The organism is Pseudomonas gorinensis (assembly GCF_042015035.1).
Taxonomy (GTDB): domain Bacteria; phylum Pseudomonadota; class Gammaproteobacteria; order Pseudomonadales; family Pseudomonadaceae; genus Aquipseudomonas; species Aquipseudomonas gorinensis.
The window spans coordinates 1551687-1564052 of record NZ_CP167125.1; the positions used below are offsets into that span (position 1 = coordinate 1551687).

Genomic DNA, 12366 nt, shown 5'->3' on the forward strand with positions numbered 1-12366 from the left:
AGCTTGCTCGCGAAGGCCGTTAACGATAACGCGGCCATCCCGGATGAATGCGGTGTCTTGGCGTTTTTCGCGAGCAAGCTCGCTCCTACAGGTTGGCGTCAGCGCACCCAGCGCTGGCGCCAGATCTGCTGTTCGTTCTTGGTCTGGAAGGTCCAGGCGACAAACCGGCTGGTCTTCTGGCCTTGGGACATTTCCACTACGCGGCTTTCCAGCACGCCGGCTTTTTTCAGTGCCGTTTCGATCGCGGGCAAGTTCGATGCTTTTGATACCAGGGTGCTGAACCACAACACCTTGTGGGCAAAATTCGCGCTTTCGGCGATCAGTTGCGTCACAAAGCGCGCTTCGCCGCCTTCGCACCACAGCTCGGCCGATTGGCCGCCGAAGTTCAACACCGGCAATTTGCGTTTTGGATCGGCCTTGCCCAAGGCGCGCCATTTGCGTTCACTGCCCTTGGTGGCCTCGTCCATGGACGCGTGGAACGGCGGGTTGCACATGGTCAGGTCAAAGCGCTCGCCCGGCTCCAGCAGGCCCAGCAGGATGTGCTTGGGGTTGGTCTGCTGACGCAGTTGGATCACCTTGTTCAGCCCGTTGGACTGCACGATGGCCTTGGCGGCTGCGACGGCTGTCGGATCAATCTCCGAACCGAGGAAGTGCCAGCGGTAGTCGCTGTAGCCAATCAGTGGGTAGACGCAGTTGGCGCCCATGCCAATGTCCAGCACCTTGACCGGCGCACCACGTGGGATCACACCTTCGTTGACGCTGGCCAACAGGTCGGCGAGGAAATGCACATAGTCCGCACGCCCCGGTACGGGGGGGCACAAGTAATCCGCCGGGATATCCCAGTGCTGGATACCATAGAAGGCTTTGAGCAGCGCCCGGTTGAACACCCGCACGGCGTCGGGGCTGGCGAAATCGATGCTTTCCTTGCCGTAGGGGTTGATGATCACGAATTGCGCCAGTTCCGGCGTGGTCTTGATCAGCGCCGGGAAGTCGTAACGACCCTGGTGGCGGTTGCGCGGGTGCAGGGTGGCCTCTTTACGCGGCACCACGGGCTTGGCCGTGGCGGCGGTTTTAGGCTTCTTGCGCGGAGGTTTGGGCGTGCTGGGGGCGGTCATGATGATTCTGGTGTTGGCTCAAAGTGGTGGGCATTGTCACACATTCTTGCGGTGCCCTCGGTCAAATGTGGGAGGGGGCTTGCCCCAAAACCTGTCAGCTAAGGAGGAACACTGTCACTGTGGTGAGCGGGCTTGCCCCGCGTTGGGCTGCGCAGCAGCCCCAAAACCTGGCGATTTAATATGCCTGGATAAACGCGGCGGCCTTATTGGGGCCGCTTCGCAGCCCAATGCGGGGCAAGCCCGCTCGCCACAGGTTGCTGTTTGCTCGCTCTATCTCTTAACTGACTGGCATTAGGGTAAGCCCCCTCTAGCATTGCCTGTATTGTCAGCCAGGGGTTGGGTCGTTCCAGGCAAAAAAAAAGAGACCCGAAGGTCTCTTTTTTACACGGCTCACACCTTACAGGCTGGAAATCCGCGCATGTTGCTCCGCCAATTTGCCCAGGGCCTGTTCAGCCTCGGCCAGCTTGGCGCGCTCTTTCTCGATCACTTCAGCCGGGGCCTTGTCGACGAACGCCGCGTTGGACAGCTTGCCGCCCACCCGCTGCACTTCGCCTTGCAGGCGTGCGATTTCCTTGTCGAGACGGGCCAGTTCCGCGCCCTTGTCGATCAGGCCGGCCATCGGCACCAGCACTTCCATGTCGCCGACCAGCGCGGTGGCGGACAACGGCGCTTCTGCACCTTCAGCCAATACGGTGATCGACTCCAGCTTCGCCAGCTTCTTGAGCAGCGCATCGTTTTCGCTGAGGCGACGCTGGTCTTCGGCACTGGCGTTCTTCACGAACACCGCCAGTGGCTTGCCCGGCCCGATGTTCATCTCGGCGCGGATGTTGCGCGTGCCGAGCATCAAGGTCTTGAGCCATTCGATATCGCTTTCGGCAGCCTCATCGATGCGCGCTTCATTGGCCACTGGCCAAGGTTGCAGCATGATGGTCTTGCCTTGGATACCGGCCAGCGGCGCGAGTCGCTGCCAGATTTCTTCGGTGATGAACGGCATGAACGGATGCGCCAGGCGCAGCGCCACTTCCAGCACGCGTACCAGGGTGCGGCGGGTACCGCGCTGGCGTTCGATCGGTGCATTCTCGTCCCACAGTACCGGCTTGGACAGTTCCAGGTACCAGTCGCAATACTGGTTCCAGATGAACTCGTACAAGGCCTGGGCAGCCAGGTCGAAACGGAACTGGTCGAGCTGGCGGGTCACTTCGGCTTCGGTGCGTTGCAACTGCGAGATGATCCAGCGGTCGGCCAGGCTCAGTTCGACGGCTTCGCCGTTCTGACCGCAGTCTTCGCCTTTATCCAGCACGTAGCGCGCGGCGTTCCAGATCTTGTTACAGAAGTTGCGATAGCCTTCGACGCGGCCCATGTCGAACTTGATGTCGCGGCCGGTGGACGCCAGTGAGCAGAAAGTGAAGCGCAGGGCGTCGGTGCCGTAGCTGGCAATGCCGTCGGCGAATTCGTCGCGGGTCTGTTTCTCGATCTTCTTCGCCAGTTTTGGCTGCATGAGGCCCGAGGTGCGTTTCTGTACCAGGGTTTCCAGGTCGATGCCGTCGATGATGTCCAGCGGGTCGAGGACGTTGCCCTTGGACTTGGACATCTTCTGGCCCTGGCCATCGCGCACCAGGCCGTGGACGTACACGGTCTTGAACGGTACCTGCGGGGTGCCGTCTTCGTTCTTGACCAGGTGCATGGTCAGCATGATCATCCGGGCAACCCAGAAGAAAATGATGTCGAAACCGGTGACCAGCACGTCGGTGGAGTGGAATTTCTTCAGGAATTCGGTCTGTTGCGGCCAGCCCAGGGTGGAGAACGTCCACAGGCCGGAGCTGAACCAGGTGTCCAGTACGTCATTGTCCTGTTGCAGCGCAACGTCCGCGCCCAGGTTGTGCTTGGCGCGTACTTCGGCTTCGTCGCGGCCGACATAGACCTTGCCTGACTCGTCGTACCAGGCCGGAATGCGGTGGCCCCACCACAGTTGGCGGCTGATGCACCAATCCTGGATGTCACGCATCCAAGAGAAGTACATGTTTTCGTATTGCTTGGGCACGAACTGGATACGGCCGTCTTCCACGGCGGCAATCGCCGGCTCGGCCAGCGGTTTGGTGGACACGTACCACTGGTCGGTCAGCCACGGCTCGATCACGGTGCCGGAGCGGTCGCCCTTCGGCACTTTCAGGGCGTGGTCGTCAACGCTGACCAGCAGGCCGGCGGCGTCGAACGCGGCGACGATCTGCTTGCGCGCTTCAAAACGGTCGAGGCCGGCGTATTCAGCCGGGATCTTGCCGTCGATGCTGTCGTTCAGCGTGCCGTCCAGGTTGAACACCTGGCAGGCTGGCAATACGGCGGCGTTCTTGTCGAAGATGTTCAGCAGCGGCAGGTTGTGGCGCTTGCCGACTTCGTAGTCGTTGAAATCGTGGGCCGGGGTGATTTTCACGCAGCCGGTGCCGAACTCCGGGTCGCAGTAATCGTCGGCGATAATCGGGATGCGGCGGCCGACCAATGGCAGTTCGACGAATTTGCCGATCAGCGCCTGGTAGCGCTCGTCGTTCGGGTTCACCGCGACGGCGGCGTCGCCGAGCATGGTTTCCGGACGGGTGGTGGCGACGATCAGGTAGTCGTTGCCTTCAGCGGTCTTGGCACCGTCGGCCAGCGGGTACTTGAGGTTCCACAGGAAGCCTTTCTCGTCGTGGTTTTCCACTTCGAGGTCGGAGATCGCCGTGTGCAACTTGGTGTCCCAGTTGACCAGGCGCTTGCCACGGTAGATCAGGCCGTCTTCATGCAGGCGCACGAAGGCTTCTTTCACGGCTTCCGACAGCCCGTCGTCCATGGTGAAGCGCTCGCGGCTCCAGTCGACGGACGAACCCAGGCGACGGATCTGGCGGCTGATATTGCCACCGGACTGGTCTTTCCACTCCCAGATTTTTTCCAGGAACTTCTCGCGGCCCAGGTCGTGACGGCTCTGGCCGGTGGCTTCGAGTTGGCGTTCCACCAACATCTGGGTGGCGATACCGGCGTGGTCGGTACCCGGCTGCCACAGAGTGTTGCGGCCCTGCATGCGGCGGAAACGGATCAACGCATCCATGATCGCATTGTTGAAGCCATGGCCCATGTGCAGGCTGCCAGTGACGTTCGGTGGCGGAATCATGATGGTGTAGGACTCGCCCGCGCCTTGCGGAGCGAAATAATTCTCGGACTCCCAGGTCTGGTACCAGGAAGTTTCAATAGCGTGCGGCTGGTAGGTCTTATCCATGCGCGGCGGGACCCTAGTTGGCATTAATTCAGGAAAGCCGGCAAGTATAACGAGGGATAAGGCGCAGGGCGAGGCGAAGACAGGCTTAAGGCGCATGCGATCAAGTGTGGGAGGGGGCTTGCTCCCGATGGGGGCGTGTCAGTCGCTGCATGTATTGATTGACCCAGCGCTATCGGGAAGCAAGCCCCCTCCCACAGGGGGGATGCGTAGGGCTCAGGACTGGTATTGGCTGAGCAACCGCTCCATCCGCGCATCCAGCCGGCGCTTGATCTCGGTTTCGATGTGCGGGGCGAAGTCGTCGATCACGTCCTGCATGATCAGTTGCGCGGCGGCGCGCAGTTCGTTGTCCAGGTGCAACAGCAGGGCATCAGGCGCCTTTTCGGTCGCTGGCGCAGCGGGCGCGGTCTCGACCACGGGGGCCACGGCGACAGGCTCCGCAGCGGCAGGATTGCCCCCGACCATGTCGAACAGCAGCGGAATCTGGGGCTCGCCGCTGACGGTCTCGGTTAACAGCGGCGGTTGGAGGTTGTCATCACCCAGCAACTGACGGATCGACTCCAGGTCGTCCAGCAGGTGGTCATCTTTTTTTAGAGGGTTGGGAGTGTCCATCATGTGCTCAAAGTCGTTGTAGCCGGTGATCTTGCAGAGGATAGCCCTGTTCGCGATAGAAACGGAAACTCTCACGCGCGGCCTGACGAATAGCCGGGTCTTCCACCACCACTTCCGCCACGCGGGCGAATGCCTTGGCAAAAACCGGTACTTTCAGGTCGAGGTTGACCAGCAGGTCATGGTGGTCGCCGCAGCTGTCCCCCAAACCCAGGACGACCTGGCCTTCGGGTTCTGATTCGGCGGGACCATGGGGCACGAAGCTCTCGCCCTTGAAGCGCCACAGGCGGGCGTCCAGTTCGTCGCGTTGGCCGGCATCGCTGCAATGCAGGTAGATGCGGTGGCCCATGCGCCAGGCTTTTTCGGTGAGCTTGCAGGCAAAGTCCAGGCGCGCGAGCGGATCGGCGCTGGGCAATATATAGAAGTCAACTTGGGTCATTGCGGTTCCTGGAGCCCGAGGCGGCTATTGCGCCGCCCCGAGGTCACGGTTTTCAGGCCTTGGCGCGATCCAGCAGGTATTGGGTCAGCAGCGGCACCGGACGGCCGGTGGCGCCCTTGTCCTTGCCGCCGCTGGTCCAGGCGGTGCCGGCGATGTCCAGGTGCGCCCAGTTGAAGTTCTTGGCGAAGCGCGACAGGAAGCAGGCCGCGGTGATGGTGCCGGCTTTCGGCCCGCCGATGTTGGCGATGTCGGCGAACGGGCTGTCCAGTTGTTCCTGGTATTCATCGAACAGCGGCAATTGCCAGGCGCGGTCGTCGGCGGCCTTGCCGGCGCTGAGCAGTTGCTCGATCAACTCGTCGTTGTTACCCAGCAGGCCCGAAGTATGGGAGCCCAGGGCAACGATGCAGGCACCGGTCAGGGTGGCGATGTCGATCACGGCCTGTGGCTTGAAGCGCTCGGCGTAGGTCAGGGCATCGCACAGCACCAGGCGGCCTTCGGCGTCGGTGTTGAGGATTTCCACGGTCTGGCCGCTGAGGGTGGTGACGATATCGCCCGGACGGCTGGCACCGCCGCTCGGCATGTTCTCGGCGCAGGCCAGGATGCACACCAGGTTGATCGGCAGCTTGAGTTCCAGTACGGCGCGCAGGGTGCCGAACACGCTGGCGGCGCCGCCCATGTCGTACTTCATCTCGTCCATGCCCAGGCCCGGCTTGAGGCTGATACCGCCGGTGTCGAAGGTGATGCCTTTACCTACCAGGGCATAAGGCTTCTCGGACTTCTTGCCGCCGTTGTATTGCATCACGATCAGGCGGGGTGGCTGGTCGCTGCCCTGGCCCACGGCATAGAACGAGCCCATGCCCAGTTCCTTGATCTTCTTCTCATCCAGGACTTCGACTTTCAGGCCCTTGAACTCTTTGCCCAATGCCTTGGCCTGTTCGCCCAGGTAAGTCGGGTGGCAGATGTTCGGCGGCAGGTTGCCCAGGTCGCGGGTGAACGACATGCCGTTGGCGATGGCCTGGGCATGGCTCACGGCGCGTTCGACTTCAGCCTGGGCGGCCTTGATGGTCAGCAGGGTGATTTTCTTCAGGGCACGGGGTTCGGCTTTCTGGCTCTTGAACTGCTCGAAGCTGTAGCTGCCGTCCACCAGGCTTTCGGCCAGCAGGCGGGTCTTGCCGTAGCTGTCGCGGCCCTTGACGATGATTTCATCGAGTGCCAGGGTCGCATCGCTGCCGCCCAGGCCCTTGAGGGTGTTGAGGATGCCGCTGATGATCTTGCGGAACGGGCGGTCGCCGAGCTCAGCGTCCTTGCCCACGCCGACCAGTAATACGCGGTCGGCCTTGAGGTTGGGCAGGCTTTGCAGCAGCAGGCTCTGGCCGACTTTGCCGGCCAGGTCGCCGCGCTTGAGCACGGCGCTGATGGCGCCCCCGCTCAGTTCGTCGAGTTGTTTGGCGGCGACGCCGAGCTTGCGGCCTTCGCCGATGGCGACCACGAGGGTGGCGGTTTTCAACGTTTCGGGGCTAACGCTTTTTACAACCAATTCCATTTTTCGGGTCCCTTATAAAGGTCGGTGAGCCTGGCGTGTGTACCCAGGCTTTAAAGCTTGGCGGCCAGTAGACCGCCAGCGACAAAGGCCGCAGTTTGAACCTCGCCGGCGGAGCCTGACAACCCTTGCAGCGCGCTTTGTGCATGCGTATGAGCAAGCTCCGTGACAGGCGTGGTCAATCACAGGATAATGCGCCATCTTTTTAGCCGGCCTGCATCAAACGGGCCGACTCAGTAAGCTTGCTTGTTTGGCCGCCTTAGCCTGACAACCCTGGAGTGTCTGGTTTGATCGTCTTCCGTTATCTGTCCCGCGAAGTCCTGTTGACCCTGAGTGCCGTGAGTGCGGTGCTGCTGGTCATCATCATGAGTGGTCGTTTCGTCAAATACCTGGCCCAGGCTGCCTCCGGCGCCCTCGACCCAGGCTCGCTGTTCCTGATCATGGGCTTTCGCCTGCCGGGCTTTTTGCAACTGATCCTGCCCCTGGGCCTGTTTCTCGGCATCCTGCTGGCCTATGGCCGTCTGTACCTCGAAAGCGAAATGACCGTGCTCTCGGCCACCGGCATGAGCCAGCAACGCCTGCTGGGCATGACCATGATCCCCGCTGCCGGTGTCGCCCTGATCGTGGCCTGGTTGAGCCTGAGCCTGGCTCCCCAGGGCGCCATGCAATTCCAGCTGGTGCTGAACAAGCAGGACGCCATGACCGAGTTCGACACCCTCGAACCGGGCCGTTTCCAGGCGCTCAATGACGGTTCCCGGGTGACCTACACCGAGACCCTGAGCGACAACCGCGCCAACCTCGGCGGCGTGTTCATTTCAGAGAAGCGCCTGGGGCAGGACAAGAAAGACCGTGGCATTTCCGTATTGGTCGCCGATTCGGGCCGCCAGGAAGTGCGTCCCGACGGCAGCCGCTACCTGATCCTGGAAAACGGCTATCGCTATGATGGCAGCCCGGGGCAGGCTGATTACCGTGCCATCAAGTACGACACCTATGGCGTGATGCTCGCCCGTCCGGATGTCAGCGACGAGGTCACCGATCGCGATGCCATTCCTACGCAGGAATTGCTCGGCAGCAAGGAGTTGCGCTCCATCGCCGAGCTGCAATGGCGCATTTCCCTGCCGCTGCTGGTGTTTATCGTGACCCTGATGGCCGTGCCGCTGTCTCGCGTCAATCCGCGCCAGGGCCGCTTCCTCAAGCTGTTGCCGGCGATCCTGCTGTACATGGCTTACCTGACCATCCTGATTTCCGCCCGTGGCTCCCTGGAGAAAGGCAAGCTGTCGCCGATCCTGGGCCTGTGGTGGGTACATGGGATGTTCCTGATGATCGGCCTGGGGTTGCTCTATTGGGAACCCATACGCCTGAAAATGAAGAGCCGTAGTGGCCAGAAGGAGTTGGCTCGTGGCTAAGCTCGATCGCTACATTGGTAGCAGCGTACTGATCGCCATCCTGGCGGTATTGGGCATCATTCTGGGCTTGGCGTCGTTGTTCGCCTTCATCGATGAAGTGGGCAACGTCAGCGACACCTACACCGTGTGGGACGTGCTGAGCTACGTGGCCCTTACCGCGCCCCGTCGTCTCTACGACATGATGCCCATGGCCGCGCTGATCGGTTGCCTGATCGGCCTGGGCAGCCTGGCCAGCAACAGCGAGCTGACCATCATGCGCGCCGCTGGGGTTTCCATCGGCCGTATCGTCTGGGCGGTGATGAAGCCCATGCTGCTGCTGATGCTCTGCAGCGTGCTGATCGGCGAATACGTGGCGCCACCGGCCGAAACCACCGCCCAGGCCAATCGCGCCCTGGCCCAGGGGTCGGGGGATGCGCAAAGCTCCAAGCACGGCCTGTGGCACCGCCAGGGGAATGAGTTCATCCACATCAACGCCGTGCAGCCAGGTGGGCTGCTGATCGGGGTGACGCGCTACACCTTCGACAAGGAACGCCACATCCTGTCGTCCAGCTTTGCCAAGCGCGCCCAGTTCGCCAATGAACAATGGCAACTGACCGACGTCACCACCACCTATTTCCGCAATGTCGGCCAGGGCACCAAGACCACCACGGAAGTGATCAATGTGCCGTCCGAACAGTGGGACATCGCCCTGAAGCCGGAACTGCTCAATACCGTGGTGATGATCCCGGAAAGCCTGCCGATCTCCGGGCTGTGGGGCTATATCCACTACCTCAAGGACCAGGGCCTGAACAATGGCCGTTACTGGCTGGCATTTTGGGTCAAGGTGTTGCAGCCAGTGGTCACCGCTGCGCTGGTACTGATGGCGATTTCGTTCATCTTCGGCCCATTGCGCTCCGTAACCCTGGGCCAGCGGGTGTTTACGGGTGTGCTGGTGGGCTTCACCTTCCGCATCGCCCAGGATTTGCTCGGCCCCTCCAGCCTGGTGTTCGGTTTCTCGCCGCTGTTTGCGGTGCTGGTGCCGACCGCCATTTGCGCCCTGGCCGGGTTCTGGCTGTTGCGGCGCGCCGGTTGATGCTGCGCTTATGAACAAAAAATGCCCCGTTCGCAAGACCGGGGCATTTTTGTTCTGGTCAGCAAAGATGACGTTTGGCCTGAGCTTCAGGTACAATTCCCGGCTATTTTTCAGCGGGCAATCTGCCTGCAGCCTTTTTGAGTGTTGATCCGTGAGTGATTTGAGTCATATCCGCAATTTCTCCATCATCGCCCACATTGACCATGGTAAGTCGACGCTGGCCGATCGATTCATCCAGATGTGCGGCGGCCTTGCCGAGCGTGAAATGGAAGCCCAGGTTCTGGACTCCATGGACCTCGAACGCGAGCGCGGGATCACCATCAAGGCCCACAGCGTTACCCTGTACTACACCGCCCGAGACGGCATCAAGTACCAGCTGAACTTCATTGACACCCCAGGCCACGTTGACTTCACCTACGAAGTCAGCCGGTCCCTGGCGGCCTGCGAAGGCGCGTTGCTGGTGGTGGACGCGGGGCAGGGCGTGGAAGCCCAGTCCGTGGCCAACTGCTACACCGCCATCGAGCAGGGCCTGGAGGTCATGCCGGTGCTGAACAAGATCGACCTGCCCCAGGCCGATCCGGACCGCGTGAAGGAAGAAATCGAAAAAATCATCGGCATTGACGCCACCGACGCCGTCGAGTGCAGCGCCAAGACCGGCCTGGGCGTCGACGAAGTGCTCGAGCGCCTGGTCAAGACCATTCCCGCGCCGACCGGCAATATCGAAGATCCGCTGCAAGCGTTGATCATCGACTCCTGGTTCGACAACTACCTGGGGGTTGTCTCCCTGGTACGCGTGCGCCACGGCCGTGTGAAGAAGGGCGACAAGATCCTGGTCAAGTCCACCGGCAAGATCCACCTGGTGGACAGCGTCGGTGTATTCAACCCTAAGCACACCGCCACCGTTGATCTGAAAGCCGGCGAAGTGGGCTTCATCATCGCCGGTATCAAGGACATTCATGGTGCCCCAGTGGGTGACACCCTGACCTTGAGCTCCACCCCTGACGTCGACGTGCTGCCAGGCTTCAAGCGCATCCAGCCGCAGGTCTACGCGGGCCTGTTCCCGGTCAGCTCCGACGACTTCGAAGACTTTCGCGAAGCCCTGCAGAAGCTGACCCTCAACGATTCGTCGTTGCAGTACACCCCGGAAAGCTCCGACGCCCTGGGTTTCGGCTTCCGTTGCGGCTTCCTCGGCATGCTGCACATGGAGATCATCCAGGAGCGCCTCGAGCGCGAATACGACCTGGACCTGATCACCACCGCGCCAACCGTTATTTTTGAGTTGCTGCTGAAAAACGGTGAAACGATTTACGTCGACAACCCGTCCAAGCTTCCAGACCTGTCTTCGATCGAAGACATGCGCGAACCGATCGTGCGCGCCAATATTCTTGTGCCGCAGGAACACCTGGGCAACGTCATTACCCTGTGTATTGAAAAGCGTGGCGTACAGCACGACATGCTGTTCCTCGGTACCCAGGTACAAGTGACCTACGATTTGCCGATGAACGAAGTGGTCCTGGACTTCTTCGACCGTCTCAAATCCACCAGTCGCGGCTATGCTTCGCTGGATTACCATTTCGATCGTTACCAATCGGCTAATCTGGTGAAACTGGATGTGCTGATCAACGGCGACAAGGTCGATGCCCTGGCACTGATCGTGCACAAGGACAACGCGCACTACAAAGGTCGGCAGTTGACCGAGAAGATGAAAGAACTGATTCCGCGCCAGATGTTCGACGTCGCGATCCAGGCCGCCATTGGCGGGCAGATCATTGCGCGGACTTCCGTCAAGGCACTCAGAAAGAACGTACTGGCCAAATGCTACGGTGGCGATGTCAGCCGTAAGCGCAAGCTGCTTGAGAAGCAAAAGGCCGGTAAAAAACGCATGAAGCAAGTGGGCAACGTGGAAATTCCACAAGAAGCCTTCCTTGCGGTGCTCAGGTTGGATAGTTAGGTCCTATGTCGCTAAATTTCCCGCTGTTGCTGGTCATCGCCGTTGCCGTTTGCGGTCTCCTGGCGTTGCTCGATCTGGTGTTCTTCGCCCCGCGTCGGCGGGCGGCTATCGCGTCCTATCAGGGCAGCGTCAGCCAGCCCGATGTCGTGGTGCTCGAGAAGCTGAACAAAGAACCGTTGCTGGTTGAATACGGCAAATCGTTCTTCCCGGTGCTGTTCATCGTGCTGGTGTTGCGCTCGTTCCTGGTGGAGCCGTTTCAGATCCCTTCGGGGTCGATGAAACCGACCCTGGACGTGGGTGACTTCATCCTGGTGAACAAGTTTTCCTACGGGATTCGCTTGCCGGTGATCGACAAGAAGGTCATCGAGATCGGTGACCCGCAGCGCGGCGACGTGATGGTGTTCCGCTACCCAAGCGATCCGAACGTCAACTACATCAAGCGTGTCGTGGGCCTGCCGGGTGACGTGATTCGCTACACCAGCGACAAGCGCCTGTTCGTCAATGGCGAGTCGGTGGCGGAGAAATTGATCGGCACCGAGCCGAACACCTTGGGCAGCGCCGAGCTGTACCGGGAAAAGCTCGGTACGGTAGAGCACGAAATCCGCAAGGAAATGAGCCGCTACCGCGCAATGCCTGATGGCGAGTGGAAAGTGCCTGCCGGGCACTACTTCATGATGGGCGACAACCGCGACAACTCCAATGACAGCCGCTACTGGGATGACCCTACTATTCCCAAGGATCTGCTGGGCATGGTTCCCGACCAGAATATCGTCGGCAAGGCCTTCGCGGTCTGGATGAGTTGGCCGGAACCCAAGCTCAGCCACCTGCCGAACTTCTCGCGGGTCGGGCTGATCAAGTAAGACAGGCGGCGCTGTGATCACAGCGCCGAATGCTTTTCTGGGGCTTGGACATTTCCGGCCTCATGCAGCATCAACCAGGATTTGAATTTGAACACTGCGTCAATCGTCGATGGCCGCCGGTGCCACCAAACAG

9 protein-coding genes are annotated in these 12366 nt (G+C 60.8%); 4 read left to right on the forward strand and 5 right to left on the reverse strand.

The annotated features are described in order from the left end of the window. Positions 1–98: 98 nt before the first annotated feature. From rlmF to AB7933_RS07070, 5 genes are all read right to left on the reverse strand, one after another. Positions 99–1115 carry a 23S rRNA (adenine(1618)-N(6))-methyltransferase RlmF gene (gene rlmF / locus AB7933_RS07050; RefSeq protein ID WP_024073614.1) on the reverse strand — a complete coding sequence of 339 codons (1017 nt, stop codon included), beginning with the start codon at positions 1113–1115 and terminating at the stop codon, positions 99–101. Between the two features lie 397 nt (positions 1116–1512). Then, complete coding sequence (locus AB7933_RS07055) at positions 1513–4359, reverse strand: valine--tRNA ligase (RefSeq protein WP_024073615.1); 2847 nt, start codon at positions 4357–4359, stop codon at positions 1513–1515. Positions 4360–4572: 213 nt separating this feature from the next. Then, positions 4573–4968: a hypothetical protein gene (locus AB7933_RS07060; protein WP_024073616.1), complete on the reverse strand. Its 396-nt coding sequence runs from the start codon at positions 4966–4968 to the stop codon at positions 4573–4575. Positions 4969–4975: 7 nt separating this feature from the next. Further along, complete coding sequence (locus AB7933_RS07065) at positions 4976–5404, reverse strand: DNA polymerase III subunit chi (RefSeq protein WP_024073617.1); 429 nt, start codon at positions 5402–5404, stop codon at positions 4976–4978. 52 nt (positions 5405–5456) lie between these two features. Further along, positions 5457–6947: a leucyl aminopeptidase gene (locus AB7933_RS07070; RefSeq protein WP_024073618.1), complete on the reverse strand. Its 1491-nt coding sequence runs from the start codon at positions 6945–6947 to the stop codon at positions 5457–5459. A gap of 284 nt (positions 6948–7231) precedes the next feature. Here AB7933_RS07070 and lptF point away from each other — a divergent pair, with 284 nt between their 5' ends. The 4 genes from lptF to lepB all read left to right on the forward strand — a co-directional run bounded on the left by lptF (position 7232) and on the right by lepB (position 12233). Continuing rightward, positions 7232–8350, forward strand: coding sequence for an LPS export ABC transporter permease LptF (lptF, locus tag AB7933_RS07075; protein WP_024073619.1), 1119 nt, complete (start codon positions 7232–7234; stop codon positions 8348–8350). Continuing rightward, positions 8343–9422 (forward strand): LPS export ABC transporter permease LptG, encoded by a 1080-nt coding sequence (gene lptG / locus AB7933_RS07080; protein ID WP_024073620.1) that lies wholly within the window; start codon positions 8343–8345, stop codon positions 9420–9422. Before lptF ends, lptG begins: the two co-directional genes overlap by 8 nt. A gap of 151 nt (positions 9423–9573) precedes the next feature. After that, positions 9574–11373, forward strand: a complete 1800-nt coding sequence (lepA, locus tag AB7933_RS07085; protein ID WP_017526267.1) for a translation elongation factor 4 — start codon at positions 9574–9576, stop codon at positions 11371–11373. 5 nt (positions 11374–11378) lie between these two features. After that, a complete protein-coding gene (gene lepB / locus AB7933_RS07090) occupies positions 11379–12233 on the forward strand; it encodes a signal peptidase I (protein WP_024073621.1) in 855 nt (284 codons plus the stop codon). Positions 12234–12366: the final 133 nt, after the last annotated feature.